This is a genomic window from Allobosea sp. 2KB_26, assembly GCF_052115715.1.
Lineage (GTDB): Bacteria > Pseudomonadota > Alphaproteobacteria > Rhizobiales > Beijerinckiaceae > Allobosea.
The window spans coordinates 374329-400371 of record NZ_JBFRHE010000003.1 but is presented as its reverse complement, the minus strand read 5'-3'; the positions used below and the strand labels follow the sequence as shown (position 1 = coordinate 400371).

Below are 26043 nucleotides of genomic sequence, written 5' to 3'. Positions count from 1 at the left end.
GGCGATGCGCGACGCGGGCGCGATTCCCTCGACCCGTATTCTTCGTCTCCGGACCCAAGAAACCGAATGAATTCGGGGTCTGAAGCCCCGTTGGACGGAAGCTCGAGGTCAGGAATCCCGAATGTCAGCCTTGCTCATCATCATAGTTTTGAGTGCGCTATCGATAGCCTACGGCATCTGGGCCTATGGCGATGTCATGAAGCGCGACGCCGGCAACCAGCGCATGCAGGAAATCTCCGGCGCGGTGGCCGAGGGCGCGCAGGCCTATCTGAAGCGTCAATATGTTACGATTGCCATGGTCGGCGCGGTGCTTTTCGTGGTCCTGACCTATCTGCTTGGCCAATGGGTCGGCATCGGCTTCCTGATCGGCGCCGTCCTTTCCGGCGCGGCCGGCTTCATCGGAATGAACGTCTCGGTCCGTGCCAATGTCCGCACCGCGCAGGCGGCGATGAAGTCGCTCGGTGACGGGCTCGACGTCGCCTTCAAGGCGGGCGCGGTCACCGGCATGCTGGTCGCCGGCCTCGCCCTGCTTGGCGTCGCCGTCTATTACGGCGTCCTGACCTCGTTCCTCGGCTTCTCCCCGTCGAGCCGCACCGTCATCGACTCGCTCGTGGCGCTGGGCTTCGGCGCCTCGCTGATCTCGATCTTCGCCCGTCTCGGCGGCGGCATCTTCACCAAGGGCGCAGACGTTGGCGCCGATCTCGTCGGCAAGGTCGAAGCCGGCATTCCCGAAGATGATCCGCGCAACCCTGCGACCATCGCCGACAATGTCGGTGACAATGTCGGCGACTGCGCCGGCATGGCCGCCGACCTGTTCGAGACCTATGCCGTGACGCTCGTCGCCACCATGGTGCTCTCGGCGATCTTCTTCGCCGGCCAGCCGGTGCTCGGCACGATGATGCTCTATCCGATGGCGATCGGCGCAGCCTGCATCGTGACCTCGATCATCGGCACCTTCTTCGTCAAGCTCGGCGCCAACCAGTCGATCATGGGTGCGCTCTACAAGGGCTTCATCGCCGCCGGGGTGCTCTCGGTCGGCGCGATCGCCATCGTCAACTGGCTGATGTTCGGCAGCTTCTCCACCGCGTTCACGACGGGGCAGGGCGTCAGCTTCACCTCCGCCAACCTGTTCGGTTGCGCGCTGGTCGGCCTGACCGTGACGCTCTTCATCGTCGTCATCACCGAATACTATACCGGCACCGGCAAGCGCCCGGTGGTCTCGATCGCCCAGGCCTCGGTGACCGGCCATGGCACCAACGTCATCCAGGGCCTCGCGGTCTCGCTGGAATCGACCGCGGCGCCGACCATCGTGATCATCGCCGGCATCATCGTCTCCTACACGCTGGCCGGCCTGTTCGGCATCGCCATCGCCACCACCGCCATGCTGGCGCTGGCCGGCGTCGTCGTCGCGCTCGATGCCTTCGGTCCGGTCACCGACAATGCCGGCGGCATCGCCGAGATGGCGGGCCTGCCCAAGGAGGTGCGCCACTCCACCGATGCGCTCGATGCGGTCGGCAACACCACCAAGGCCGTCACCAAGGGCTATGCGATCGGCTCCGCCGGCCTCGGCGCCCTGGTGCTCTTCGCGGCCTATACCTCGGACCTGAACTTCTTCATCGCCGAGGCCAACAAGGCAGGCTCGACCAGCTTCCAGTACTTCAAGGGCGTCACGGTCGATTTCAGCCTGTCCAACCCCTTCGTCGTCGTCGGCCTGCTGCTCGGCGGCCTCATCCCCTTCCTCTTTGGCGGCATGGGCATGACCGCGGTCGGCCGCGCCGCCGGCTCGGTCGTCGAGGAGGTGCGTCGCCAGTTCAAGGAGAAGCCCGGCATCATGCTGGGTACGGACCGGCCGGATTACGGCCGCGCCGTCGACATGCTGACCAAGGCCGCGATCAAGGAGATGATCGTGCCCTCGCTGCTGCCGGTCCTGGCGCCGATCGTCACCTTCTTCGCCATCAACGCCATTGCCGGCCGCAACCAGGCCTTCGCCTCGGTCGGCGCCATGCTGATGGGCGTCATCGTCACCGGCATCTTCGTCGCCATCTCGATGACCTCGGGCGGCGGCGCCTGGGACAACGCCAAGAAGAGCTTCGAGGACGGCTTCGTCGACAAGGACGGCGTGCGCCACATGAAGGGCTCCGAGGCGCATAAGGCCTCAGTCACCGGCGACACCGTCGGCGACCCCTACAAGGACACCGCCGGCCCGGCGGTGAACCCCGCGATCAAGATCACCAACATCATCGCGCTGCTGCTGCTGGCGATCCTGGCCCATTCCTGAGCCGGTTCGCACGGTACGCCGACATGGCCCCGCGGAGCGATCCGCGGGGTTCTTCTTTGATGCGGGTTTTCCTCGATGCCGCAACGGCTTGGCGTGCCAACTTGAATCAAGCTGGCGGCGACTTGAATCAGGATGTGAAGCTGCGGCCGGGACCGTAGCGTTCCTGCAAGCTCCGGGCGGTCCGCGATGGCATGGTCTCTCCAACAGAAGGAGAGCCACCATGACGACCCCAGCCGCTGCCGCACCCGCCGAGGTCAGGTCCGGGCAGGTCAGGTCCGGGCATGCCGTCGAGCTTGCCCTGCTGCTCCTGCTCGCCACCCTCTGGGGCGGCTCCTACACTTTCATCAAGATCGGCGTGGAGACGATTCCGCCGCTGACCCTGATCGCCGGGCGTACCCTGATCGCGGGCGCGATCCTGCTGGCCGTCATCCGCTGGCGCGGCCTGAGGCTGCCGCGCGACCTCGACAGCTGGCGCAAGTTCCTGTTCCAGGCCTGCCTGAACAGCGCCGTTCCCTTCACCCTGATCGCCTGGGCTGAGCGCAGCGTCGATGCCGGCCTTGCCGCGATCCTGAATGCGACGACCCCGGTCTTCGTCTTCCTGATCACGCTGGCGCTGACCCGGAGCCGCGAGGTCGACCTGCGCAAGGCCTTCGGCGTTGCGGCCGGGCTCGCCGGCATCACCCTGGTGGTCGGGATGCAGGCGCTGGGCGGGGTCGGCAGCGAGCTGGTCGCGCAGCTCGCCATCGTGCTCGCCACGGTCTGCTATGCCTGCGCCGCCCTGTTCGGCCGCAACTTCACCGGCTTTGATCCGCTCATCCCTGCCGCCGGCTCGCTGATCTGTGGCGCGGCGCTGCTCACGCCGGTCGCGTTGGTCGTCGACCGGCCCTGGACGCTGAGCCCCTCGCAGGATTCGCTCTACGCGCTCCTGGCGCTGGCGGCGGTCTCGACCGCGCTCGCCTTCGCCATCTATTTCCGCCTGATCCGCACGCTCGGTCCCGTCGGCACCACGGCGGTGTCCTATCTGCGCGTGCCGATCGGCGTCGCGATCGGCATCGTCTTCCTCGGCGAGCGCCTGAGCCCGACGGCCTGGGCGGGGCTCACCCTGGTCATCCCTGGCGTGATCGCGATGACGCTGCCCGGGCGCAAGCCGGAGCAGCCGGCCTAGGCAAATTCTCGTCCCAAACAAAAACCCCTGCGGCGTGGGCCGCAGGGGTTTTTCGTATTCGGTCGATACGGTCGGGTGCCGCTCAGTTGCTGGGGCCGCCCAGGCCGCCGAGCGGCGAGAACTTGGTGACGCCGCGGAAGAGGTTGCGCAGGAAGCTCTGCTCCTCGCCGCCGGTGACGGTGGTGCGGCTGATGAAGTCGAAGATCACGCCGTCCTGGAGGCCGTACTGGGCGATGCGCTCGACCTTGAAGGACTTGTTGAAATAGATCACCAGCACCTTCTGGTCGATGACGCTGGGTTCCTGGAACTGGAAGCGGCGGCGCACCGTCTGGCTGATATAGTAGAAAGTCCGGTTCCCGACGGTCGAGGTCGTCGAGGGCGTGCCCAGTATGGTCAGCACCTGCTGCACATCCATGCCGGTCTTCACCTGCGAGACCAGACGCTCGTCCATGACGAAGCCGCGGGTGTATTGTTCGTTCAGCCCCGCCGATGTCGGCAGCACGAAGCCGCCCCGATCTGCTCCGCATCCGGCTAGAGCGAGTGACGAGGTCGCGAGAAGGCCGAGGAGGGCCGCGCGGCGGGTCATGTCGATCATGCGGGAGAATCCAGGAGCAGAGTGGGCAAGGAGGTATCCGAAGCCGCTTGTCAAACGGGTAGAGGTTGGCGTAACGCCCGAGAATGGCTTTGGCAAGGCAGTGGCGGCGAGCGGAGATGCGCTGGTGATCTTCGGCTTGTTCGGAAAACGCGCAAAACGGCTCGCGCCGGTCGAGGCGCTGCTGGCCCGCGTGGCTGACGCGTCGCGCCAGCCGGGCCTCTATATCGGCGGCGGCATCCCCGACACATTCGAAGGGCGCTTCGAATCGCTGACGCTGCATGCCTTCCTGATTCTGCGCCGCCTGCGCGAACTTCCGGCGCCGGCCGGCGATCTGGCACAGGATTTCGTCGATGCCTGCTTCGCCTATCTCGAGCTCGGCTTTCGCCAGGGCGGGATCAGCGACATCGCCGTGCCCAAGCGCATGAAGAAGATCGGGCAGAGCTTCTACGGACGCATCAAGGCCTATGAGAGCGCGCTTGCTGCGCCTGAGCCAGGCGCGCTGGCCGAGGCTCTGCGCCGCAATGTCAGCCCGGGCGAGGGGGCGACAGCCCTGGCCGATTATGTCGGCCAGGCACAGCAGCGCCTGTCGCAGCTCGATCTTGACGCAATTTTGGGGCAGGAGACTCTCTTTCCTGCATTCCCGGTTCACGAAAGTACCCCCAGTGTCTGATTCCGCTCGTGCCTTGCCGCTGAGCCAGCCCGTCCGCGTCGAAACGATCAAGCCGCGCGGCACCCATGTCGTGGTCAGGCCCGAGGGCTCGGCGCTCGCCGGGCTCGCCCGTGCGCTCGACCTGCCTTCGATCGAAGCGCTCGAGGCGCGCTATGAGCTCGCGCGCAATGGCGAGCGCGTGAAGCTGGAGGGCGAGATCGCGGCGCAGCTGCATCAAACCTGCATCATCACGCTCGAGGCCTTCCCCGTCAGCATCAAGCTGCCCGTGAAACTCGATTTCGCGCCGGAGGCCGAGGCGCTCGCCGCCGCCCGCCGCGAGGAAGAGGAGGCGGAGAAGGGCGAGATCGACATCGAGGTCATGCTCAACGAGGAAGACCCGCCGGAGCCGATCATCGACGGCATGATCGACCTTGGCGCGATCACCCTCGAGTTCCTGGCACTCGGGCTCGATCCCTATCCGCGCAAGCCCGGGGCGAGTTTCGAAGCGCAGGTCGACGACCCGGCGCTTGCATCGCCCTTCGCGGCCCTGGCCAAACTGAAACGCGGCGAATGACGGCTTTGCCGCCACGCGCAGTGGCTTGCGGCGGCTCGCCAAGTCGCTATTGTCCGCCGCCGCCCTATTTTGCGCCACAGCGGCCGAGCCCCTCGGGAACAATCAGCACCCAATGAAACGACCAGTTACAATCGCGCTCGATGCGATGGGCGGGGACCATGGCCCCGCCGTCGTCGTGCCCGGCGCGGCGCTGACCCTCGAGCGGCGGCCTGACGCGCGCTTCGTCATCTTCGGCGATCAGGCCCAGGTCCTGCCGCTTCTGGAGGCTCACCCGAAGCTCAAGGCGGTGACGACCTTCCACCACACGGAAGTGTCGGTGAAGATGGACGACAAGCCGAGCCAAGCCCTGCGCTATGGCCGCTACAAGTCCTCGATGTGGCGCGCGATCGACGCGACCAAGACCGGTGAGGCCGACGTGACCGTCTCGGCCGGCAATACCGGCGCCCTGATGGCGATGTCGAAATTCTGCCTGAAGTCGATGCCGCAGGTCGACCGCCCGGCGATCGCGGCGCTCTGGCCGACGGTCCGCGGCGAGAGCGTCGTGTTGGATGTCGGCGCGACGATCGGCGCCGATGCGCGCCATCTCGTCGATCTCGCGGTGATGGGCGCTGCCATGGCCCGCGTCGTCTTCGATCTCGACCGGCCGACCGTCGGCCTGCTCAATGTCGGCGTCGAGGAGATCAAGGGCGTCGAGGCCGTCAAGGAGGCCGGGCGCATCCTGCGCGAGGGCAACCTGCCGCATCTCGACTATCGCGGCTTCGTCGAGGGCGACGACCTCGGCAAGGGCACGGTCGACGTCGTGGTGACCGAGGGCTTCACCGGCAACATCGCCCTGAAGACGGCCGAGGGCACCGCCCGGCAGATCGGCGAGTATCTGCGCGCCGCGATGAGCCGGTCGCTGATGGCCAAGATCGGCTATCTCTTCGCACGTGGCGCATTTGCCGCGTTGAAGGACAAGATGGATCCGCGCAAGGTCAATGGCGGCGTTTTCCTCGGGCTCGAAGGCATCGTCATCAAGAGCCATGGCGGGACGGACGCGATCGGTTTCGCCAGCGCGACCGAACTGGCCTATGAGATGGCGCGCGATGACCTGATGGCCAAGCTGCGCGAGATGGTGGCTGCCTCGGTGCAGCCGGAGACGGCGCCTCAGGCCGCTGCCGTCGAATAGGGATCCCTGACTTGTCCATTCTGCGATCTGTGGTTTGCGGATGCGGCTCCTATCTGCCGGAGCGCATCGTCACCAATGCCGAGCTTGCCGAGCGCGTCGACACGACCGACGAGTGGATCGTCCAGCGCACCGGCATCCATCAGCGCCATATTGCGGCCGATGACGAACCGACCTCGGTGGTCGGCCTCAAGGCGGCGCAGGCGGCCCTGGCCGATGCCGGCATGGATGCGTCCGAGATCGACCTGATCATCGTCGCCACCGCCACGCCGGACCATACCTTTCCGGCAACCGCGACCCAGATCCAGGCTGCGCTGGGCATCACCGAAGGCGCGGCCTTCGACCTGCAGGCGGTCTGCTCCGGCTTCGTCTTCGCCCTCGCGACCGCCGATAATTTCATCAAGGCCGGGGGCGCCCGCGCCGCGCTCGTGATCGGTGCCGAGACCTTCTCCCGGATTCTCGACTGGGAAGACCGCACCACCTGCGTCCTGTTCGGCGATGGCGCCGGTGCCGTCGTGCTCAAGGCGGAGCAGGGAGAGGGCACGCTCGCCGACCGCGGTGTTCTCGCGACGCATATCCGCTCCGACGGGCGCTACAAGAACAAGCTCTATGTCGACGGCGGCGCAGGCTCGACCAAGACGGTCGGCTTCCTGCGCATGGAAGGCAAGGAGGTCTTCCGCCACGCGGTGCAGAACCTGGCCGAGACCGTCCGCCACACCTTTGCCGCGACCGGGCTCAGCGGAAACGATATCGACTGGTTCGTGCCGCATCAGGCCAACCGGCGCATCATCGATGCCACGGCCGACAAGCTCGGCATCGCGCATGACCGCGTCGTGGTGACCGTCGACAGGCACGGCAACACCTCGGCCGCCTCGATTCCGTTGGCTCTGGCGGAGGCCCATCGCGACGGGCGAATCCAGCCCGGCCAGCTCGTCCTGATCGAGGCGATGGGCGGCGGCTTCACCTGGGGGTCGGCCTTGATCCGCTGGTGAGCATTTCGGCTGAGAACGCTGGCACTTAGGACAGTTTCTCTTCCCTTTTTTTGCCATTTCGACCAAGCGCGCCACTAAACGGCGCTCGAGGATTGACCGGACCGTCCGGGACGCATAGCGTCCGGCGTCCGTAATGGCGCAAGGCTGGTGACGAGGTCGCCGGCCCATGAACGCCTTGGAGGCTATGAATGGCGGGGCAAACGGTCACTCGCGCCGATTTGTGCGAGGCTGTGTATCAGAAGATCGGTCTGTCGCGGACAGAGTCGTCGAAACTTGTCGAAGCGGTGCTCGACGAGATCTGCGACGCCGTTGCGCGCGGCGAGAATGTGAAATTATCGTCCTTTGGCTCGTTCGTCGTGCGAGACAAAGGCGAGCGAATCGGGCGTAATCCGAAAACGGGCGTTGAGGTCCCCATCGAGCCGCGTCGCGTGATGGTGTTCAAGCCTTCGAATGTGATGAAGGCGCGCATCAACGGGCAAACGGGCGAGGGCGACGAGGAGTGAGTCTGGAGTTCCACACCGGCAATGTAGAGGCCGAATTGGACACCAAGAGCCCAGATGCCTTCCGGACAATCAGCGAGGTCGCAGACGACCTCGACATCCCCCAGCACGTCCTGCGTTTCTGGGAAACGCGCTTTACCCAGATCAAGCCGCTCAAGCGCGGTGGCGGCCGGCGCTATTACCGGCCGGACGATGTCGCCCTCCTGAAGGGCATTCGCCGACTGCTTTACGGCGAGGGCTATACGATCAAGGGCTTGCAGCGGATCCTGAAGGACCAGGGGCCCCGCCATGTCCAGGCCATTGGCCGGGGCGGGCCGATCGGCGGGCAGGCTCCTGCTGCGGCTGCCGCGCCCGTGCCGGCGCCGCGTCGGCCCATGCCGGAGAACGCCGCAGACGGCGCCGATGACGAATTGCCCTGGCAGCTCGATAGGGAACCGGCGCAGCCGGAGGAGCCCGATCACCGGGCCGAGTTCGGCGACGATCTGATCCTGCTGAGAGCCGCGCTCGTCGAAATGACGGAATGCCAGCGCGTCCTGCGCGGCGTGCTGCAGCCGGAACTCGGTGGCGACGCGGGCTGAGAGGCCCGCATCGCGATTGGCTGTCTTCCCAGAGATCAGGAAACACTGGAATCAGGAAACGGGCGTGGCCCTTGCCGCACGCAGGCGGCGGCTGAAGCGCGAGCTGCGCGTGCGGGATTCGATCCTGGCGGTCGGCACCAGCGTGGCCACGACCGGATTCGGATAGTGCTCCAGCGTCGAGCCGGTCACGGCATCGACGCCCATTCCGACGACGCCCCCGACGATGACGTTTCCGGCGAAGCCGGCAGCTCCTGCCCCGGCGATCCGGGTCGAGACCGGGATCTGGGCATCTTGGAAGCCGCGCTTGCTGTAGCTGACCGTGAATTCCGACTTGCGGCTGACCTCGATCGTGCAGGGCGTCGAGGGGCAGCTATGCCCCGTCGAGGTGCGCGCGTCCGCGCCCGGCGGAATGCTGTCGATCGTAACCTGGCTTGTCGTACCCCGTGTGACGGTGGCGCAGCCGCCGAGCAGCGCGGCGCCTGCGATCAAACCCACCCATGTCCCCAGATTCATCTTTGCTTGGCCCCTTGTTGCCCCCACCGGCAATGCCGGTGCAATGCCCGTAGTCAGCGCCTGTGCACGGCGCCACGCCGCAGGCCGAACTCCTGGGGTCGGCAAGCGCCTTATGCACAAGACTTACGTAGGGGTGGGTTGGCAGGGGGCGCCAAGGGAGTTGGTCATGAGAGCCGCGCGGGGGGCGGCGGCGACGCCCTCCTTCCCAACCGGCAGAGGCGCGGCCTAGTTTGGGCGAAGGGCGGCGTCTTCTGCCGCGTCCCGGGGCGCGGACGCGCTTGCCCTGTCCCAACTGGCCCCTTCTCACGCGGAGCGCGCTGCCATGGCCTGGCTCTATCTCTTCGTCGCAGGCCTGTTCGAGGTCGGTTGGGCGATTGGTCTCAAATACACGCAGGGCTTCACCCGCCTGGTTCCGACCCTGCTGACGCTTGCCAGCATGGTCGTCAGCCTCGGCCTGCTCGGGCTGGCGCTGAAGACGCTGCCGGTCGGCACTGCCTATGCGGTCTGGACGGGAATCGGCACGATCGGCACGGCGGCGCTCGGCATCGTGCTGCTCGGCGAGCCGGCCGGCGCGCTGCGGCTCGCCTGCATCTCGCTCATCGTGGCGGGAATCGTCGGGCTGAAGCTGGTCTCCTGACCGGCGTCACCTTCTGACTGGTGTCATCTGCGGAACGCGTCAGGCCAGTTGCCGCTTCGTTCGAGCAGCACGATCAGCAGGACCACGGCGAGCGTGATCGCCAATGTGATCAGCTTGGCGTTCCAGGGCGCGCCGCGGCCGATCAGCCAGATCAGGCTGAGCCCGATCGCGAGGGGGATAAGCATCTCCATGACCAGAGACTAGCGCCGGCTGCGCCGTAAGGGAACCCGACTGCTCCCGGCTCAGCCGCCGCGCGCCGCGACCGCCCGGTCGCCCTCGATCAGGGGTTTCATCCGGCCGATCTCGGCGGCCATGAAATCGAGGAACAGCCGCACGCGTGGCGCGTGCCTGAGATCGGGATGGGTCAGGAGCCAGAGATCGGCCGCAAATTCGGGATCGGGCGCCGCCAGGCGGACGAGGGCCGGCTTGGTGTCGGCAATGAAGCAGGGCAGGAAGCCGATGCCGATGCCGGCCTCGACGGCCTCGGCCAGGCCGAGCACCGTGTTGACCTTGTAGACGATGCGCTCGGGCGGCACGTAATCCTGCAGGAAGCGGACGGCCTTCAGCCAGGCGAACTGGTCGCCGAGCGAAATCCAGTTCTGATTCCGGAGCGCGTCCATGCTGGTATCGGCATCGGGCGGGAAGTGGCTCGCCAGCCCATAGAGCGCCCAGGCGATGCGGGCGCCGCGCCGGCCGACCAGGGTCTCGGGTGGATTATCGGTCGCCCTGATCGCGACATCGGCGTCGCGCTTGGAGAGGTTGAGCGCCTGGTTGCTGAGCAGGATGTCGAGGCGGATTTCGGGACATTGCTTGAGGAAGGCCGCGAAGACCGGGGTCAGCAGGTCGACCAGCAGGGTGTCGTTGGTGGTGACGCGCAATTCGCCGGCGGGCTGGATTTCCTGCCCGGCGAGCTTGCGGGTGAAGGCGGTGATGTCCTCGTCCAGCCGCCCGGCGAGCTGCACCATCTCCTCTCCGGCGGGCGTCGGCACATAGCCGCTGCGATGCCGCTCGAACAGTTTCAGGCCGAGCCCGTCCTCGATCTGGCCGAGGCGCCGGAACACCGTGGAATGATTCAGTCCGATCAGGCTGGCGGCAGCCGGCAGCGCGCGGGCTTCGGCGATCGCCTTGATCAACCGGAAATCGTCCCAGGCGAGGGTCTTGCTCGTGCCGCTCATCCGCTTTTCGTCCTTTCATGCGTCCGCCGCCGTGATGGCGCCAGAGCATCGGCCCGGAAAGTGGATACCGGTTTTTGGAAAAAGCCGATGCAAGAACAATGCGCTACAGCATCCGGCCGGATGCCCGGTCGGATGCTGTAAGCCATGCGGTGGCGATCGGGAAGACGTGGCGCGAGCCTTCTGGCCGCGCTCACCGATAGTCTCACCGCCACTCAGGCGGTGGCGACCGCAGCGCGGGGGCTGAACCGCACCGGGCGCAGAGCCAGCGCGCCGTCGCCGATCAGGCCGTGGGCCAGCGCCGTCAGCGCCAGGAAGGCGGGATATTCCCAGCCGCCATTGGCAGCGGTGAACAGCCAGCCATTCGGAGCATGCACCATCAGGGCGCCCAGCAGGACCGGCAGCAGCGCCAGCGAGACGAGACGGCCGTAGAAGCCAGTCAGGATGGCGACGCCGCCAATGAACTCGGCCAGGATGATCGGCCAGGCGAGGAAACCGGGCAAGCCGACCTGGCCCAGAAAGCCGGCGAAACCTGCGGGGGTGAATACGGCAAGCTTGAGATAGGCATGGGCGATGAACATCAGGCCGAGCGCGACACGCAGGCCGAGGGCGCCGTAGGGGGCGAGGCGATTGTCGATCATGATTGCATCTCCAGGGCAGGGGGACCGGGTTTGGGGACCGGGTTGGTCTTGGCCCTGAAAATGCCGTCTCCTGTCTGCAATGCAAATTGTTAGATGCCAAGATATTCATTGCTTCCATGCAATGATGTCGGGCTGGCGCTTTGCCTGCCGCACTCCGATCTTTGGCCGGAACGAGGCGCCCCGCCTCAAGCCATTTCGGAGGACCGGCCATGCAGATCAGCGGCATCCACCACGTCACCGCCATTTCCGGCCCCGCGCGCCGCAACCTTGATTTCTACGGACGCGTGCTCGGGCTGCGCCTGGTCAAGAAGACCGTCAATTTCGACGATCCGAGCAGCTATCATCTCTATTATGGCGACGAGGGCGGCTCGCCCGGCACGATCCTGACCTTCTTCCCCTGGGAGCATGCGGCTCCGGGCAGGCTCGGCGTCGGCGAGACCCAGGAAACCGCCTTCCGCGTGCCGGAGGGGGCGATCGGCTACTGGACGCATCGCTTCGTCGCGCTTGGCGTCGCCCATGAGGCGCCGCAGAAGCGTTTCGGCGAAACCGTTCTGCCCTTCCGGGACCCGGACGGGATGCGGCTCGCTTTGGTCGGCCTGCCCGGCATTGCCGCCGAGCCGGCCTGGACGGGCGGTGATATCCCGGCCGAGCATGCGCTCCGCGGCTTTCACTCCGTCAGCCTGCTGCTCGAGGAGGCGGCGGCGACCGGCGCGATCCTCGGCGATATCTTCGGCTTTGCCGAGGTCGCCAGGGAAGGCAGCGTGACCCGTTTCCGGGCTGAGGGCGCGGCGTTCGGCGGGATTGTCGACCTGCGCACCGCGGGGGGCTTCCTGCCGGCGCGCCAGGGCGCGGGCTCGGTGCACCATATCGCCTTCCGGGCGGCGGGTGATGCCGAGCAGGCTGCGATGGTGCACCGCCTGAAGGAGAACCATGGCATCCGCGCCACGGAGCAGCGGGACCGGAACTATTTCCGCTCCGTCTATTTCCGCGAGCCCGGCCGGGTTCTCTTCGAGATCGCCACCGAGGTGCCGGGCTTCGGCATCGACGAGGCGAGCGACAGCCTCGGCCAGGCGCTGAAGCTGCCGCCGCAATATGAGGCGCAGCGCAGCCGTATCGAGGCCGTGCTGCCGGAACTCGCCTGACGAGACCTGACCAAACAAGACGCCTTGCCTCGCCGCGCTGACGGGGCAGGGCCGTTCCTTATTGTCATCGAGGAGATAACCATGCTGGACGCCGTCGCGACCACAGCCTTCATCCATGCCTTCGAGCCGGGCACTGATTCCGCCCGCAAGCCCCTGCTGCTGCTCCATGGCACCGGCGGCAACGAGCATGACCTGCTGCCGCTCGGCCGCATGGTCGCGCCCGGCGCCGCCTTGCTCTCGCCGCGCGGCCAGGTGCTGGAAGGCACCATGCCGCGCTTCTTCCGCAGGCTCGCCGAAGGCGTCTTCGACGCGGCAGACCTGCGCCGCCGCACCCACGAACTGGCGGATTTCATCGGCGATGCGCGCCGGCGCTATGATCTTGCCGCGCCGATCGCCGTCGGCTTCTCGAACGGGGCGAATATCGCGGCGAGCCTGCTGTTGCTGCGCCCCGAGGTGCTGGCCGGTGCGGCCTTGCTGAGGGCGATGTCGCCCTTCAAGGAGCCGCCGCAAGCCGATCTCGCCGGCAAGCGCGTGCTGATGCTGTCTGGAGCGCAGGACCCGATCATTCCGGCCACCGATGCCGCACGGCTTGCCGCGACCCTGACGGGGAATGGTGCGACGGTCGAGCACCGCATCCTGCCGGCGGGCCATGGCCTCTCGCAGGCCGATATCGGGCTGCTCAGTGCCTGGCTCGACCAGGCCTGAACGCCTCGGCGAATCGGCGTTCCGCACTTGGGGCGCCGTTCGCGCACAGACAAAAACCCCGGATCCATCGCAACACCTGCGGCGTTCGATGGATCCGGGGTCGAATCTCGTCAATCCAGGGCGTCCACAAGCCGGCCCTGCTGCCGTTCGGACCAGTCCTAGGGCGCCGTCGCCTTCGGCTTGCCGCGCGCTGCCGGCTTGGGCTCGGGCGGAGGTTCGGCTGCTTCCTTCGCCAGCCGCTGCGCCCGCAAGGCCTCGATCTTCTTGCGCGCGGCAGCCTCTTCCGCTGCGATTCGTCCGCTGGCCTTCTGCCTCTCGCGCGGCGCCTCCTGCACGCTGTGTACGTCATGCCAGACGCGTGGCCGACGGTCGTCACCTGCCATCTTCTTCTCCCACCGCAGTTTTCCCCAGCCGGTGAGTGTACGCTTGATTGTGGCGGGATACGAGCGCGCGATTGCCGGGAGCAGGCGAGGGCTCAGCGTTCGACGCGGGTCGAGAGAATGATCGACGACATCGTCCGCTCGACGCCGTCGAGCGCACCGATCCGGTCGATCAGCTCGTCGAGTTCGCCGATCGACGGCGCGATCACGATCGCGATCATGTCGAAATGGCCGCTGACCGAGTGCAGGGTCCGGACCTCCGGAATGCGGCGCAGTTCCGCCTCGACCTTGGGAGCGAGCTTGGTCAGCGCGGTGATCAGGACATGGGCCTTGACCTGGCCGCGCTCATGCTCGTCGGAGAGCCGCGCCGTGTAGCCGGTGATGACGCCGCGGCGTTCCAGCCGTTCGATCCGGCTTTGCACGGTGGTGCGCGAGAGGCCGAGCTGGCGGCCGAGCTCGGCCACCGGCGCCCGGGCGTTCTCGGTCAGCAGGATGAGGAGCTGTCTGTCTGTGCGGTCGATCGGCATAATGCAGAGTACTTACGGCAGATCGCCGTAAAATCCCATATGAATCGTCGTGATGGCCGCTTCTATTCGACGAAATCGTCAGCCAGCATAAGGCATCAACGAACGCACGGAGCGCCACAATGAAGGAAATCGTCGTTATTGGCGCGGGTAAGATCGGCCAGACCATCGCCGACATGCTCGGCAGCACCGGGGATTACCGCGTCACCGTCGCCGACCGCTCCGAGACGCAGCTCGCCGGCATCCGCACCAGCGCCACGGTTTCGACCCGCAAGGTCGACATCGCCGACAAGGAAGCGCTGACCGCGTTGCTCGAAGGCCGTTTCGCCGTGCTGAGCGCCGCCCCCTACGATCTGACGACGCGGATCGCCGAAGTGGCGGCCCCGCTCGGCGTGCATTATCTCGACCTGACCGAGGACGTCGCCAGCACGCGTCGCGTCAAGGAGCTCGCCAAGACGGCGAAGGCCGCTCTCATCCCGCAATGCGGCCTGGCGCCCGGCTTCATCTCGATCGTCGCCGCCGATCTGGCGCGCGATTTCGACACGCTCGACAGCCTCAGGCTGCGCGTCGGCGCCCTGCCGCAATACCCCTCCAACGCGCTCAACTACAACCTGACCTGGAGCACGGACGGGGTCATCAACGAGTATTGCGAACCCTGCGAAGCGGTGGTCAACGGCGAGCTGACCCTCGTCCCGGCGATGGAAGAGCGCGAGGAATTCTCGCTCGACGGCGTCACCTATGAGGCGTTCAACACCTCTGGCGGCCTCGGCACGCTCTGCGAGACGCTGGCGGGCAAGGTCCGGACGCTGAACTACCGCACGATCCGCTATCCCGGCCATTGCGCGATCATGAAGGCGCTGCTCCAGGACCTGCGCCTGGCCGATCGTCGCGACGTGCTGAAGGACATCTTCGAGAACGCCCTGCCGAGCACCCTGCAGGACGTCGTGGTGATCTTCGTCACCGTCAGCGGCATGAAGGATGGCCGCCTGCTGCAGCAGACCTATGCCAACAAGGTCTACAGCGCCAATGTCGGCGGCGTGACGCGTAGCGCCATCCAGATCACCACCGCCTCGGGCATCTGCGCGGTGCTCGACATGCTGGCGCAGGGCAAGCTGCCGCAGCAGGGCTTTGTCCGCCAGGAAGAGATCACGCTTGATTCCTTCCTCGCCAACCGCTTCGGCCGGGCCTATGCGCGGGCCGAGGACGGCACCCCGGGCAAGGGCGAAATCGAGCGCAGCCGCGCGGCCTAGAGCATCCTGCGAAGAAGCGGCACCGGTTTTTCGCATGACTATGAGAGTCGATCACGTTTTCTGCGTCTGGGCGATTTCGCCCAGACGCAGCGCGGCCTGAGGCCGCGCTTGCGACGAACGGCAGGCGCTCCACGCAGGGAGCGCATGCTGTATACACATCTGGCATAGACCCGAACGACCGTTAAAAAGAGTCGAAAAGGGTCCGGGAGGGACACGAGGATTATGGCACGACGCGTTCTGGTCGCAGAGTTCATGCATGAGACGAACACATTCAGTGTTCAGCTCACCGGGGAAGAGGTCTTTCGCAACGCCGGCCTCTATCTCGACAACGAGATTCCCCCGGCTTTCACAGGCACGCGGACATCGCTAGGCGCAGCCTTCGAGGCGGCCGAGAAGTTCGGCTGGAGCCTGACCCACCCCATCGTCGCCCATGCCAATCCCTCAGGCCGCGTCACCGATGCGGCCTTCGAGCTGTGTGCGGGCAAGATCGTCGCGGCCTGCGCCGGCGTCGACGGCGTGCTGCTGCATCTCCACGGCGCCATGGCGACGGAAAGTTCCGATGACGGCGAGGGCGAGCTGTTCTCGCGCATCCGGGCCAAGGTCGGCCCCTCCGTGCCGGTCGTCGCGGTGCTCGATCTGCACGCCACGCTCACCCAGCTGATGGCCGACAGCGCCAATGCGCTGATCTCCTACCGGACCTATCCGCATATCGACCAGTATGAGCGGACCTGGCAGGCGGCCGAGCTGCTGCAGAAGGCGATGGATGGCGAGATCACGCCGACCGCCGCCGTCGCCCGCCGACCGATCCTCTACGCTCTCGATGGCGGGCGCACGACCTCGCCGCCGTTCAAGGAGCTGCTGCGCCGCGGCGACGAAATCGAGGCGAAGGGCGAGGCGCTGGTGGTCAGCGTCCAGGCCGGCTTTTCCTCGGCCGACGTCCACGATATCGGCCCTTCCATCGTCGTCACCGCCAATGACCGGGAAAAGGCCCAGGCCATCGCCGAAGAGCTGATGGATTATGCCTGGGAGCAGCGGCATTTCTCCTCGATCCATTTCACGCCTGTGGCCGAAGCCATGGTGAAGGCGAAGAATGGCGAGGGTAAAGGCGGCAAGCCGCTGGTGATCTCCGATTATTCCGACAATCCCGGTGCCGGCGCCTATGGCGATGCCACGAACCTGCTGCGCGCAGTCCTGGCGTCGGGCCTGGAGAATGTCGCCTTCCACGCGATCTGCGATGGCGAGGCCGCCCTCCAGGCGCAGGCTGCCGGCGTCGGCAACACCGTGACGCTGATGCTCGGCGGCAAGGTCGACCCGAGCATGGGCGGCGGCCCGCTCCAAGTCACCGGTCGCGTCGTCTCGATCACCGACGGCCATTTCATCGCCTATGGCCCGATGGGCGGCGGTGCATGGCGCAGCTACGGGCTCAGCGCCATGCTGCGTATCGGCGGCGTCGAGCTCATCATCATCACCCATAACGGCCAGGCCACCGACCTCGCGCAGTTCACCTCGCTCGGCGTCGACCCGACGCGGAAATCGACGGTGATCGTCAAGTCGATGCAGCATTTTCGGGCCGCCTTCGAGCCGATCGCCCGCGAGGTGGTCGAGGTCGATACCGGCGCGCTGGCGACGCGCAATTTCAAGGAGCGCCCCTACAAGAGCGTGCGACGGCCGATCTTCCCGCTCGACGACATCTAGCGCCCGGCCGGGGGCTTGGCCTCCGGCGTGACGTTCGGACTAAAGCCCTGACAGGAATTCGGAGTTTCCATGACGCTCTCCGCTCAAACCCCGGCCAACCGCGCCCGGCCGCAGGCCGATCTCGTCCTCAGGAACGGCCCGATCTGGTGCGGCCGCGAGGACGGGGTCGTCGAGGCCCTGGCGATCTGGCAGGGCCGGGTGCTCGCCGCCGGCAGCGATGCCGAGATCGCCGGCCTGATCGGCCCCGGGACCAAGGTGATCGATCTCGAGGGCCGGCTCGCCACGCCCGGCCTGAACGATTCCCACCTGCATCTCGTCTCGCTCGGCATGACCATGGACTGGGTCGACGCGCGCCCGGCGGTCGCGCCCGATCTCGCCTCTCTGCTCGATGCCATCGCCAAGCGCGCCGCCGGCACCAAGCCCGGCGACTGGATCCTGTCGCGCGGCTACGACCAGACCAAGCTCGACACCGGCCGGCATCCCTATCGCGAGGAACTCGACCGCGCCGCGCCGAACAACCCGGTCATGCTGATCCGGACCTGCGGCCATGTCTCGATCTGCAACTCGATGGCACTGGAGCTCGCCGGCATCGACGAGGCCTCGCCGACCCCGCCCGGCGGCCTGATCGAGCAGCAGAACGGCCGGCTCACCGGCATGCTGGCCGAGAATGCCCGCGCTCCGGTCTGGGCCGCGATTCCGCGCCCGACCGAGGAAGATCTCGTCGCCGGCATCGAGCGCGGCGGCCAATATCTGCTCTCGCTCGGCATCACCAGCTGCATGGATGCGGCGGTCGGCCAGCGCGGCGCCTTCGGCGAGATTTCCGCCTATCACCGCGCCAAGCGCGACGGACGCCTGCCGGTGCGCACCTGGCTGACCCTGCTCGGCGACGAGGGGCGCTCGGTCGTACCGCAATGCTATGAGGCCGGGCTGATTTCCGGCACCGGCGACGACATGCTGATGGTCGGCGCGGTGAAACTCTTCCTCGACGGCTCGGCCGGCGGCCGCACCGCCTGGATGAACGCGCCCTATCTCGGCGAGGACAAGACCACCGGCGTGCAGATGTGCTCGAACGAGGATGTCGAGCGCCAGGTCATGGACGCCCATGTGAAGGGCTACCAGCTCGCCTGCCACGCGATTGGCGATGCCGCGATCGAACAGCTGATCACCGCCTATGAGAAGGCACTCGCCGCCCATCCCGATCCGGACCGCCGCCACCGCATCGAGCATTGCGGCTTCTCGACGCCCGAGCAGCATGAGCGCATGGTCGCGGCCGGCATCTATCCCTGCCCGCAGCAGGTCTTCATCTACGATTTCGGCGATGCCTATGTGAAGGTGCTCGGGCCGGAGCGGGCGCTGTCGAGCTATCCCTTGCGGACCTGGTTCGATCTCGGCCTGAAGCCGGCGACCGGAAGCGACGCACCGGTCTGCGACCCCAATCCGTTCCCGAACTTCTACACCATGCTGACCCGCAAGACCTGGCGCGGCACGGTGATGGACGAGGCCCAGTGCGTCTCGATCGACGAGGCGCTGCAGGCCTATACCGAATTCGGTGCCTTCTCGCAGAAGCAGGAGGCGGTGAAGGGTCGGCTCGTGCCGGGCTATCTCGCCGACGTTGCCGTGTTCTCACGCAACCTTTTGACCGCAGCGCCCGAAGAGATCCTGAAGGACACGCGCTGCGATCTCACCATCCTGAACGGCAAGGTCGTCTTCGACCGCGCCGCGCAGAAAGCCTGACCGGATAATTGCTCGGGGACAGCCGGCTAAACGACGGAGACAGACCGGAAAAACCAAGTAAGGTTCCGCACGGGACTGACCGGCGTCGCCCGAAAAGGGGCGGCGCCACCAAAAAATCAACGGTAAATTTGGGAGGATTTGACGTGTTGAAACGACTGGCTTTGACCACTGCCCTGACGCTGACGACGGCGTTCTCGGCCCAGGCGCAGGAACCGCGCCGCGGCGGCACGATCCGCTTCACGGCGCCCTATGCCGCATCCTTCGTCAGCAATGACAGCCATGTCTCGAACCAGATCCAGGACGAGATCTACGGCAATGCGCTGCATCGCGCGCTCTACAAGTGGGACTCGACCAACAACAAGCCGGTGCTGGAACTCGCCAAGAGCGTGACCGCCTCGGCCGATGGCACCGTGCATACCTTCAAGCTGCGTGACGACGCGCTCTTCCATAACGGCCGCAAGATGACGGCTGACGACATCATCTGGACCTACACCCGGCTGATGGATCCCACCAAGAACTATCCCGGCGCGGCCTTTGTCCGGCGGGTCAAGGGCGCCCAGGAGTTCCAGAAGGGCGAGGCCAAGGAAATCTCGGGCCTGAAGAAGATCGATGATTTCACCCTCGAGATCACGCTGATCGAGAAGGCCGATCCCGGCTTCCTGTTCCGCACCGCGCTGACCTCGATCTTCCCGGCCAAGGAAGCGCAGGAACCCGATTTCTTCAACAAGCCGATCGGCCTTGGCCCGTTCAAGTTCGTCGAGCACGTTCCGGGCTCGCGCATGGTGCTGGAGCGCTGGGAGAAGTTCTACCAGGCCGGCAAGCCCTATGCCGACAAGCTGGTGATCTCGCCGATGGGTGAGGCGGCTGCCCGCGACATCGCCTTCCGCAACAAGGAAATCGACGTCTCGATCCTGGGACCGACGCAATATGTCGCCTATCAGGCCGATCCGAACCTGAAGAAGGGCATCCTCGAAGTCGCGGAAGTCTTCACCCGCAACATGGGCATGAACCCGAACTTCAAGCCCTTCTCCGACAAGCGCGTGCGCCAGGCGATCAACCACGCGATCGACAGCGACCTGATCATCAAGCGCCTCGTCCGTGACAAGGCCTACCGCGCCACCGGCTGGCTGCCGCTCTCCTCGCCGGCCTATGACAAGGACATGAAGCCCTACGACTTCAATCCCGAGAAGGCGAAGAAGCTCCTGACCGAGGCCGGCTATCCCGATGGCTTCGAGTTCGAATGGACCGCTTCCCCGAACGAGAGCTGGGGCGTTCCGATCGTCGAGGCCGTGATTCCGATGCTGGCCAAGGTCGGCGTCAAGGTGAAGATCAAGCCGGTCGAAGGCTCGGCCTTGGGCGGCATCGTCTCGAAGGGCGACTTCCAGGCCTATATCTGGTCGAACACCTCTGGTCCCGATCCGCTGACCCAGATGAAGTGCTTCTACTCGCAGACGCCCCAGAGCGCCTGCAACTACACCACCTACAAGAACCCGGCCGTCGACAAGCTGATCGACGAAGCTGCCGCGACGGACGATGCGGCCAAGCGCATCGACCTGCTGAAGAAGGCCAACGGCATCGTCTATGAAGACGCCCCGGTCTGGTTCTTCAACTACAACAAGGCGGTCATGGCCTATCAGCCCTGGCTGAAGGGCCTGCAGCCCAACGCGACGGAACTCGCCCTGCAATACTACGAGGATCTCTGGGTCGACCCGTCGTCCCCGGCCGCGAAGTAATCTCTAAGAGCCTGGCGCCCGGCGGCCTTCGCTGCCGGGCGTTCGCGGCCACGAGTTCGCGGCCAAGAGTTCGCGGCCAGGAGTTCTGCATGCTGTCTTATGTTTTTCGGCGCCTGCTGCAGGCGATCCCGATTCTGCTTGCCGTTGCGGCGCTGATCTTCCTGCTGTTCAGCGTCATCCCGGGCAGCTTCGCCTCCAGCCAGATGGCTGACGGGCGCACTGTCATGGATGCGGAAGCCGTCACCCGCATGAACCAGCAATTCGGGCTCGACCAGCCCGTCGCGACGCGGTTCGTGAAATATATCGGGCAATTGGTGACGCTCGATCTCGGCACCTCGTTCCGCACCCGCCAGCCGGTCTGGCACCTGATTGCCGAACGTCTCTGGCCGACCCTGCAGCTCGCCTTCGCCTCGATGCTGTTTGCGATCGCGATCGGTGTTCCCTTGGGCTTCCTGGCGGCGCTGCGGCCGGGCAGCTGGATCGACATGGTCTCGATGGTGGCGGCCGTCTCCGGCCTCAGCCTGCCGAAGTTCTGGCTCGGCCTGATGCTGATGTATCTCTTCGCGCTGACCTTGGGCTGGCTGCCGAGCTTCGGCTATGGCGACGGCGCGATGAAGAACCTGATCCTGCCCTCGATCGCGCTTGGCGTCGCGCCGCTCGCCCTGCTGGCGCGCACCACGCGGGCCTCCGTGCTCGAGATCATGAATGCCGATTTCGTCCGCACCGCCCGGTCCAAGGGCATGAGCGAGCGCCGTGTCGTGCAGTGGCATCTGGCGCGCAACGCGCTCGTCATCGTGCTCACCACGGTTGGCCTGCAATTCGGCTCGGTGATCGGCCAGGCCGTCGTGGTCGAAAAGCTCTTCGCCTGGCCGGGCCTTGGCTCGCTGCTCGTCGACAGCGTCTCGCTGCGCGATATCCCGGTGGTGCAGGGCTGCATCCTAGTGATCGTGCTGTTCTTCCTGCTGGTCAACATGCTCGTGGACGTTCTCGCCGCGATCATCGACCCCCGCATCAGATACACCTGAGGGTGCCGATGAAATTCAGAGCCAATCTCGTGATCGGGGGCGTGCTGTTCGCGGCCGTCGTGGTCGCCGGTACCTTCGCCCCCTTCCTCGCCCATACCGACCCGGTCATGGACGCCAACCTGATGAATGCCGAGATTCCGCCCGGCAGCGAATTCTGGTTCGGCACCGATGCGCAGGGCCGTGACATCTACAGCCGCGTGCTGCACGGCGCCCGCATCTCGCTGACGGTCGGCATCGTCTCGCAGCTGATCAACACGGTGATCGGCGTGGCGCTTGGCCTGTCGGCCGGCTATTGGGGCGGCTGGTGGGACGATCTCGTCAGCGGCCTGACCAATATGATGCTGGCGATCCCCTCGCTGATCTTCGCGCTGGCGATCATGGCGATCCTCAGCCCCGGCCTGACCAGCCTCCTGATCGCGCTCGGCCTGACCAACTGGTCTTATACCTGCCGGCTCTCGCGCGCCTCGACGCTCTCGCTCAAGAACCAGGGCTATGTCCAGGCCGCCAAGGTGCTGGGCTACAGCGATATCCGCATCATGGTGACGCAGATCCTGCCCAACATCCTGGGGCCGATCATCGTCATCGGCACGCTCGGCATGGGCGGCGCGGTGCTGGCGGAAGCCGCGCTCTCCTTCCTCGGGCTCGGCATCCGTCCGCCCTTCCCGAGCTGGGGCAGCATGCTCTCGGACGCGCGCGACCAGATCACCACGGCACCCTGGATCTCGGTCTTCCCCGGCTTGGCGATCTTCGTCACCGTGCTCGGGCTGAACCTGCTCGGTGACGGCCTGCGCGACATCCTCGATCCGCAGTCACGGGCGCGACGCGCATGAGTGGCGAGGCACTTCTCGAAGTCGAGAACCTGCGGCTCGACCTGATCGTCGGTGCGAGGCGCTTTCCGGCGGTGAAGGATGTCTCCTTCACCATCGGCCGCGGCGAAACGCTCGGCCTCGTCGGCGAGTCCGGCTGCGGCAAGAGCATCACCGCGCTCTCCCTGATCGGCCTGCTCAGGCACCCGCTCGCGATCGGTGGCGGCACGATCCGCTTCAAGGGCCGCGAGATCCAGAACCTGTCGGCGGGCGAGATGCGCAAGCTGCGCGGCAACGCCATCTCGATGATCTTCCAGGAACCGATGACGGCGCTGAACCCGCTCTCGCCGGTCGGCCGCCAGATCGCCGAGATGTTCGTGCTGCACAAGGGCGCGACCTGGCACGAGGCTGAAGCCAAGGCCGTCGAGGCGCTCGCCAATGTCCGCGTCCCGGCGCCGGACCGGCGCGTCAAGGATTTCCCGCACCAGCTTTCCGGCGGCATGCGTCAGCGCGTGATGATCGCGATCGCGCTCGCCTGCCGGCCGGACCTGCTCTTGGCCGACGAGCCGACGACCGCGCTCGACGTCACCGTCCAGGCCGAAATCCTCGACCTGATCCGCGACCTCTCGGCGGCGCAGGGCACGGCCGTGCTGATGATCAGCCATGATCTTGGCCTGATCGCCAATATGTGCGCCCGCGTCGGCGTGATGTATGCCGGCCGCCTCGTCGAGCAGCGCCCGGCGCAGGAGGTCTTTCGGACGCCGAGCCACCCCTATACCAAGGGCCTCGTCGCCTCCTTGCCGCTGCTGGGCGCACGCGCCCGCCATGGCCGCCACAAGCTCAAGGAGATCACCGGTGTCGTGCCGGCGGTGACGGCTTTTCCGGACGGGTGCCGCTTCAATCCGCGCTGCTATGCCAGGACCGAGATCTGCGTGGCGCAGGATCCCGGAGTGACAGCGTTGCCGCATGACGGCCTGGTGAGGTGCCATCATCATGAGTGACACGGGCGACCAGACCATCCTCAAGGTCGAGGACCTCGAGGTGAAGTTCGATCTCGGCGGCGGGCTGTTCGGCGGCAAGCGCCGCACGGTCCATGCCGTCGACGGTGTCGATCTCGTGCTGCGCAAGGGCGAATGCCTCGGGCTGGTCGGGGAATCCGGCTGCGGGAAATCGACGCTGGCGCTCTCGATCCTCGGCCTGCAGGCGCCGACGCGCGGCCGCGTCATCCTCGACGGGCAGGACATCGCCGCGCCCGGCGTCGACCGCAAGGCGCGGGCCCGCATCGCGCAAATGGTGTTCCAGGACCCGTATTCCTCGCTGAACCCGCGCCAGTCGGTGCGCCGGACGCTGGAAGCGCCGCTGCGCATGCATGGCGTCACGACCAAGAGCGAGGTCGAGGACCGTATCGCCGAGATCATGCGCCATGTCGGCCTGCGGGTGGAGCAGGCCGAGCGTTATCCGCATGAATTCTCCGGCGGCCAGCGCCAGCGCATCGGCATTGCGCGTGCGCTGATCCTGAAGCCGAAGATCGTGGTGCTGGACGAGCCGGTCTCGGCGCTCGACGTCTCGATCCGGGCGCAGATCATCAACCTGCTGCTCGAGCTCAAGGACACGCTCTCGCTCTCCTACATCATGATCAGCCATGATCTCGGTGTCGTCGAGCATATGAGCGACCGCGTCGCGGTGATGTATCTCGGCCGGATCGTCGAGACCGGCGACTGGCACACGATCTTCACGCAGCCGCGCCACCCCTATACCCGCGCGCTGATCGCCGCGATCCCCGACCCGTTCAACCACGGGCTGGCGGTAAAAATGTCGGGCGAGGTGCCGAACCCGCTGGAGCCGCCCTCCGGCTGCCGCTTCCACCCGCGTTGCCCGGAGATGCGGGAGGGCTGCCGCGCCCTGCCGACACCGCCGCTGGCCTCGATCGGGCAGGGGCATGCAGTCCCGCACGAGGTCCGCTGCATCAGGGCAGCCGAACTCGTCTGAGCGGCCCTCAAGCATCGGCCCGAAAAGTGGATTGCGGTTTTCGGGACAAAGCCGATGCAAACAACCGCGACGGCATTGTTGATCATTCGAAGGACAAGAAACCATGGCGAAACCCATGCCAAACCATTCCGCCCCGGCTCAGGCCGCTGCCGGCCTCGATGACGGGCCGCTGGAGAGCATCCGCTTCACCGGCCTCAACGCCGGCCCGAAACTGATCGTGCTCGGCGCCGTCCATGGCAACGAGACTTGCGGCCCCAACGCCATCCGCCGCGTCATCGAGGAGTGCCGCTCCGGCAAGCTGGTCATTCGCCGCGGCGAGGTCACCTTCCTGCCGATCGCCAACCCCAAGGCCTACCGCCTGAAGACCCGCGAAGGCGACCGCAACCTCAACCGCGACATGCGCGAGAAGCCGCTGCCGGCGAATTACGAGGACCGGATCGGCAACCACATCTGCGCGCTGCTGCGCCAGCACGAGGTTCTGCTCGATGTCCATTCCTTCCGGGGCGAGGGCGAGCCCTTCGTCTTCTTCGGTCCCGAGGACAACCGGGGCGAGCTGGAGCCGTTCAGCCAGGCTGAGGCCGAAGGCGCCTTTGCCGCCTGCCTCGGCGTGCCCGTGGTGATCCATGGCTGGCTCGACAATTACGCCAGGCTGATCGCGGCGCGCGAGGAGCTGAACCTGCCGCGCCTCTCGGTGACCGAGGGCTATGGCACGACCGAATATATGCGCTTTGCCGGCGGCTATGGCGTGACGCTCGAATGCGGCTCGCATGACGACCCGGCCTCGATCGAGATCGGCTATGCCGCGATCCTGAACGCGCTCGCCCATCTCGGCCTGATCGATGCCCCGGCGCCGACGACCGCCGGCCGGACCGTCATCCACATCACTGAGGTGATCATCTGCGAGGCAGAGGGCGACAAGGTCGAGGGCGACTGGAAGACCGGCGACGCGCTCGCCAAGGGCCAGGTCATCGCGCGCCGCGCCAATGGCGAAGCCGTGACGGCGCCGGAGGCCGGCTACATCATCTTCCCCAGCGCCACGGCAAAACCCGGCGAAGGCATCTGCTATTTCGGGGTGAAGAGCACCCGCACGCTCTGAGCGCAGGCTCTGTCGGCGGGGCAGGGGCGCTAAAGCATCGGCCCGAAAAGTGGATTGCGGTTTTCGGGAATGCCGATGCAAACACAAATGGCCAAAGCATCGGACCGGATACGATTTCCGGTCCGATGCTTTGGCCGCCTTCTGCCCGGCCTCAGAAGCAGGTGAAGGAATAGGTCTTCTGGGTCTGCAGCAGGCGGTCGGTCAGCCCGCCCGGCGGATCGGAATTGTCGTTGAAGTCGAAGCCGAACGGACAGATCGTCGACGCATAGCGGTTCGCGAAGGAATCCATGCGCAGCACCACCGAGGCGCGCGGCTCGTCAAACTCGCGCTTGGTGTGGATCTTCAGGAGATAGCTGTAGAGGCCGAGTTTCTCGACCGAGTACTTGATCGGCCCGGTCGGGGCATTGATGCCGTCGGGAATATCGATCAGCACGGAATTGGCGCAGCCCGACAGGGCCGCCCCCAGCGCCAGCGCGAGCAAGGCCTGACTTCTCATGGCGACTCA

28 protein-coding genes are annotated in these 26043 nt (G+C 66.2%); 20 read left to right on the top strand and 8 right to left on the bottom strand.

The window, feature by feature from the left end; genetic code table 11:
- The first annotated feature begins 121 nt into the window (after positions 1-121).
- Positions 122-2278 (top strand): sodium-translocating pyrophosphatase, encoded by a 2157-nt coding sequence (locus tag AB4099_RS12675; protein WP_113518204.1) that lies wholly within the window; start codon positions 122-124, stop codon positions 2276-2278.
- A gap of 220 nt (positions 2279-2498) precedes the next feature.
- The gene (locus AB4099_RS12670) at positions 2499-3443 is read left to right on the top strand and encodes a DMT family transporter (RefSeq protein ID WP_441478344.1); all 945 of its coding nucleotides are present in this window, start codon (positions 2499-2501) and stop codon (positions 3441-3443) included.
- 82 nt (positions 3444-3525) lie between these two features.
- On the opposite strand, the gene AB4099_RS12665 is transcribed toward AB4099_RS12670, so the two are convergent.
- A complete protein-coding gene (locus tag AB4099_RS12665; RefSeq protein ID WP_113518206.1) occupies positions 3526-4038 on the bottom strand; it encodes an outer membrane protein assembly factor BamE in 513 nt (170 codons plus the stop codon).
- A 124-nt stretch (positions 4039-4162) separates the two neighbouring features.
- Here AB4099_RS12665 and AB4099_RS12660 point away from each other — a divergent pair, with 124 nt between their 5' ends.
- The 6 genes from AB4099_RS12660 to AB4099_RS12635 all read left to right on the top strand — a co-directional run bounded on the left by AB4099_RS12660 (position 4163) and on the right by AB4099_RS12635 (position 8496).
- Positions 4163-4708 (top strand): ubiquinol-cytochrome C chaperone family protein, encoded by a 546-nt coding sequence (locus AB4099_RS12660; protein ID WP_441478343.1) that lies wholly within the window; start codon positions 4163-4165, stop codon positions 4706-4708.
- The gene (locus AB4099_RS12655) at positions 4701-5261 is read left to right on the top strand and encodes a YceD family protein (protein ID WP_441478342.1); all 561 of its coding nucleotides are present in this window, start codon (positions 4701-4703) and stop codon (positions 5259-5261) included. Before AB4099_RS12660 ends, AB4099_RS12655 begins: the two co-directional genes overlap by 8 nt.
- Positions 5262-5373: 112 nt before the next feature.
- The gene (gene plsX, locus AB4099_RS12650) at positions 5374-6429 is read left to right on the top strand and encodes a phosphate acyltransferase PlsX (protein ID WP_069876979.1); all 1056 of its coding nucleotides are present in this window, start codon (positions 5374-5376) and stop codon (positions 6427-6429) included.
- Between the two features lie 11 nt (positions 6430-6440).
- Complete coding sequence (locus AB4099_RS12645; RefSeq protein WP_441478341.1) at positions 6441-7418, top strand: beta-ketoacyl-ACP synthase III; 978 nt, start codon at positions 6441-6443, stop codon at positions 7416-7418.
- Between the two features lie 188 nt (positions 7419-7606).
- Positions 7607-7921: an integration host factor subunit alpha gene (locus tag AB4099_RS12640; RefSeq protein WP_043239290.1), complete on the top strand. Its 315-nt coding sequence runs from the start codon at positions 7607-7609 to the stop codon at positions 7919-7921.
- Positions 7918-8496, top strand: coding sequence for a MerR family transcriptional regulator (locus AB4099_RS12635; RefSeq protein WP_441478340.1), 579 nt, complete (start codon positions 7918-7920; stop codon positions 8494-8496). Before AB4099_RS12640 ends, AB4099_RS12635 begins: the two co-directional genes overlap by 4 nt.
- 51 nt (positions 8497-8547) lie before the next feature.
- Here the strand turns inward: AB4099_RS12635 and AB4099_RS12630 are convergent, their stop codons facing one another.
- Positions 8548-8991 (bottom strand): translation initiation factor 2, encoded by a 444-nt coding sequence (locus AB4099_RS12630; protein WP_441478339.1) that lies wholly within the window; start codon positions 8989-8991, stop codon positions 8548-8550.
- A gap of 340 nt (positions 8992-9331) precedes the next feature.
- Between AB4099_RS12630 and sugE the strand changes: the two genes are divergently transcribed.
- Positions 9332-9646 (top strand): quaternary ammonium compound efflux SMR transporter SugE, encoded by a 315-nt coding sequence (gene sugE, locus AB4099_RS12625; RefSeq protein WP_069876975.1) that lies wholly within the window; start codon positions 9332-9334, stop codon positions 9644-9646.
- Positions 9647-9669: 23 nt separating this feature from the next.
- On the opposite strand, the gene AB4099_RS12620 is transcribed toward sugE, so the two are convergent.
- From AB4099_RS12620 to AB4099_RS12610, 3 genes are all read right to left on the bottom strand, one after another.
- Positions 9670-9831, bottom strand: coding sequence for a hypothetical protein (locus AB4099_RS12620; protein WP_162768428.1), 162 nt, complete (start codon positions 9829-9831; stop codon positions 9670-9672).
- A gap of 57 nt (positions 9832-9888) precedes the next feature.
- On the bottom strand, positions 9889-10821 hold the full coding sequence (locus AB4099_RS12615; protein WP_113518212.1) for a LysR family transcriptional regulator: 933 nt from the start codon (positions 10819-10821) through the stop codon (positions 9889-9891).
- A gap of 212 nt (positions 10822-11033) precedes the next feature.
- On the bottom strand, positions 11034-11459 hold the full coding sequence (locus tag AB4099_RS12610; RefSeq protein WP_113518213.1) for a DoxX family protein: 426 nt from the start codon (positions 11457-11459) through the stop codon (positions 11034-11036).
- Positions 11460-11668: 209 nt separating this feature from the next.
- Between AB4099_RS12610 and AB4099_RS12605 the strand changes: the two genes are divergently transcribed.
- Together AB4099_RS12605 and AB4099_RS12600 are read left to right on the top strand one after the other, a co-directional pair.
- The gene (locus AB4099_RS12605; protein WP_441478338.1) at positions 11669-12601 is read left to right on the top strand and encodes a ring-cleaving dioxygenase; all 933 of its coding nucleotides are present in this window, start codon (positions 11669-11671) and stop codon (positions 12599-12601) included.
- 81 nt (positions 12602-12682) lie between these two features.
- Positions 12683-13306, top strand: a complete 624-nt coding sequence (locus tag AB4099_RS12600; protein WP_441478337.1) for an alpha/beta hydrolase — start codon at positions 12683-12685, stop codon at positions 13304-13306.
- 158 nt (positions 13307-13464) lie between these two features.
- Here the strand turns inward: AB4099_RS12600 and AB4099_RS12595 are convergent, their stop codons facing one another.
- Both AB4099_RS12595 and AB4099_RS12590 read right to left on the bottom strand, forming a co-directional pair.
- The gene (locus tag AB4099_RS12595) at positions 13465-13689 is read right to left on the bottom strand and encodes a hypothetical protein (RefSeq protein WP_113518216.1); all 225 of its coding nucleotides are present in this window, start codon (positions 13687-13689) and stop codon (positions 13465-13467) included.
- Positions 13690-13781: 92 nt separating this feature from the next.
- Positions 13782-14213: an Lrp/AsnC family transcriptional regulator gene (locus AB4099_RS12590; RefSeq protein WP_113518217.1), complete on the bottom strand. Its 432-nt coding sequence runs from the start codon at positions 14211-14213 to the stop codon at positions 13782-13784.
- A gap of 74 nt (positions 14214-14287) precedes the next feature.
- Between AB4099_RS12590 and AB4099_RS12585 the strand changes: the two genes are divergently transcribed.
- The 9 genes from AB4099_RS12585 (at position 14288) to AB4099_RS12545 (ending at position 25538) form a co-directional block, all read left to right on the top strand.
- Complete coding sequence (locus tag AB4099_RS12585; protein WP_441478463.1) at positions 14288-15460, top strand: saccharopine dehydrogenase family protein; 1173 nt, start codon at positions 14288-14290, stop codon at positions 15458-15460.
- A gap of 222 nt (positions 15461-15682) precedes the next feature.
- A complete protein-coding gene (locus AB4099_RS12580) occupies positions 15683-17155 on the top strand; it encodes a M81 family metallopeptidase (RefSeq protein ID WP_441478336.1) in 1473 nt (490 codons plus the stop codon).
- Between the two features lie 69 nt (positions 17156-17224).
- Complete coding sequence (locus AB4099_RS12575; protein ID WP_113518220.1) at positions 17225-18889, top strand: amidohydrolase; 1665 nt, start codon at positions 17225-17227, stop codon at positions 18887-18889.
- Positions 18890-19032: 143 nt separating this feature from the next.
- On the top strand, positions 19033-20622 hold the full coding sequence (locus AB4099_RS12570) for an ABC transporter substrate-binding protein (protein ID WP_441478335.1): 1590 nt from the start codon (positions 19033-19035) through the stop codon (positions 20620-20622).
- Between the two features lie 89 nt (positions 20623-20711).
- Complete coding sequence (locus AB4099_RS12565; protein WP_113518237.1) at positions 20712-21647, top strand: ABC transporter permease; 936 nt, start codon at positions 20712-20714, stop codon at positions 21645-21647.
- Positions 21648-21655: 8 nt separating this feature from the next.
- Positions 21656-22477, top strand: a complete 822-nt coding sequence (locus tag AB4099_RS12560) for an ABC transporter permease (protein WP_441478334.1) — start codon at positions 21656-21658, stop codon at positions 22475-22477.
- Positions 22474-23454, top strand: a complete 981-nt coding sequence (locus AB4099_RS12555) for an ABC transporter ATP-binding protein (protein WP_441478333.1) — start codon at positions 22474-22476, stop codon at positions 23452-23454. Before AB4099_RS12560 ends, AB4099_RS12555 begins: the two co-directional genes overlap by 4 nt.
- The gene (locus AB4099_RS12550; RefSeq protein ID WP_441478332.1) at positions 23447-24442 is read left to right on the top strand and encodes an ABC transporter ATP-binding protein; all 996 of its coding nucleotides are present in this window, start codon (positions 23447-23449) and stop codon (positions 24440-24442) included. Before AB4099_RS12555 ends, AB4099_RS12550 begins: the two co-directional genes overlap by 8 nt.
- Before the next feature lie 103 nt (positions 24443-24545).
- Positions 24546-25538 (top strand): succinylglutamate desuccinylase/aspartoacylase family protein, encoded by a 993-nt coding sequence (locus AB4099_RS12545; RefSeq protein ID WP_441478331.1) that lies wholly within the window; start codon positions 24546-24548, stop codon positions 25536-25538.
- 151 nt (positions 25539-25689) lie between these two features.
- On the opposite strand, the gene AB4099_RS12540 is transcribed toward AB4099_RS12545, so the two are convergent.
- Complete coding sequence (locus tag AB4099_RS12540) at positions 25690-26034, bottom strand: hypothetical protein (protein WP_441478330.1); 345 nt, start codon at positions 26032-26034, stop codon at positions 25690-25692.
- Positions 26035-26043 lie beyond the last annotated feature (9 nt).

What these genes read in the sequence shown, in the direction of transcription:
- AB4099_RS12675 (WP_113518204.1), top strand. Translation starts at nt 122, where the DNA reads ATGTCAGCCTTGCTCATCATCATAGTTTTGAGTGCGCTATCGATAGCC.
- AB4099_RS12670 (WP_441478344.1), top strand. Translation starts at nt 2,499, where the DNA reads ATGACGACCCCAGCCGCTGCCGCACCCGCCGAGGTCAGGTCCGGGCAG.
- AB4099_RS12665 (WP_113518206.1), bottom strand. Translation starts at nt 4,038, where the DNA reads ATGATCGACATGACCCGCCGCGCGGCCCTCCTCGGCCTTCTCGCGACC.
- plsX (WP_069876979.1), top strand. Translation starts at nt 5,374, where the DNA reads ATGAAACGACCAGTTACAATCGCGCTCGATGCGATGGGCGGGGACCAT.
- AB4099_RS12640 (WP_043239290.1), top strand. Translation starts at nt 7,607, where the DNA reads ATGGCGGGGCAAACGGTCACTCGCGCCGATTTGTGCGAGGCTGTGTAT.
- sugE (WP_069876975.1), top strand. Translation starts at nt 9,332, where the DNA reads ATGGCCTGGCTCTATCTCTTCGTCGCAGGCCTGTTCGAGGTCGGTTGG.
- AB4099_RS12620 (WP_162768428.1), bottom strand. Translation starts at nt 9,831, where the DNA reads ATGCTTATCCCCCTCGCGATCGGGCTCAGCCTGATCTGGCTGATCGGC.
- AB4099_RS12615 (WP_113518212.1), bottom strand. Translation starts at nt 10,821, where the DNA reads ATGAGCGGCACGAGCAAGACCCTCGCCTGGGACGATTTCCGGTTGATC.
- AB4099_RS12610 (WP_113518213.1), bottom strand. Translation starts at nt 11,459, where the DNA reads ATGATCGACAATCGCCTCGCCCCCTACGGCGCCCTCGGCCTGCGTGTC.
- AB4099_RS12605 (WP_441478338.1), top strand. Translation starts at nt 11,669, where the DNA reads ATGCAGATCAGCGGCATCCACCACGTCACCGCCATTTCCGGCCCCGCG.
- AB4099_RS12600 (WP_441478337.1), top strand. Translation starts at nt 12,683, where the DNA reads ATGCTGGACGCCGTCGCGACCACAGCCTTCATCCATGCCTTCGAGCCG.
- AB4099_RS12595 (WP_113518216.1), bottom strand. Translation starts at nt 13,689, where the DNA reads ATGGCAGGTGACGACCGTCGGCCACGCGTCTGGCATGACGTACACAGC.
- AB4099_RS12590 (WP_113518217.1), bottom strand. Translation starts at nt 14,213, where the DNA reads ATGCCGATCGACCGCACAGACAGACAGCTCCTCATCCTGCTGACCGAG.
- AB4099_RS12580 (WP_441478336.1), top strand. Translation starts at nt 15,683, where the DNA reads ATGGCACGACGCGTTCTGGTCGCAGAGTTCATGCATGAGACGAACACA.
- AB4099_RS12575 (WP_113518220.1), top strand. Translation starts at nt 17,225, where the DNA reads ATGACGCTCTCCGCTCAAACCCCGGCCAACCGCGCCCGGCCGCAGGCC.
- AB4099_RS12565 (WP_113518237.1), top strand. Translation starts at nt 20,712, where the DNA reads ATGCTGTCTTATGTTTTTCGGCGCCTGCTGCAGGCGATCCCGATTCTG.
- AB4099_RS12560 (WP_441478334.1), top strand. Translation starts at nt 21,656, where the DNA reads ATGAAATTCAGAGCCAATCTCGTGATCGGGGGCGTGCTGTTCGCGGCC.
- AB4099_RS12555 (WP_441478333.1), top strand. Translation starts at nt 22,474, where the DNA reads ATGAGTGGCGAGGCACTTCTCGAAGTCGAGAACCTGCGGCTCGACCTG.
- AB4099_RS12550 (WP_441478332.1), top strand. Translation starts at nt 23,447, where the DNA reads ATGAGTGACACGGGCGACCAGACCATCCTCAAGGTCGAGGACCTCGAG.
- AB4099_RS12545 (WP_441478331.1), top strand. Translation starts at nt 24,546, where the DNA reads ATGGCGAAACCCATGCCAAACCATTCCGCCCCGGCTCAGGCCGCTGCC.
- AB4099_RS12540 (WP_441478330.1), bottom strand. Translation starts at nt 26,034, where the DNA reads ATGAGAAGTCAGGCCTTGCTCGCGCTGGCGCTGGGGGCGGCCCTGTCG.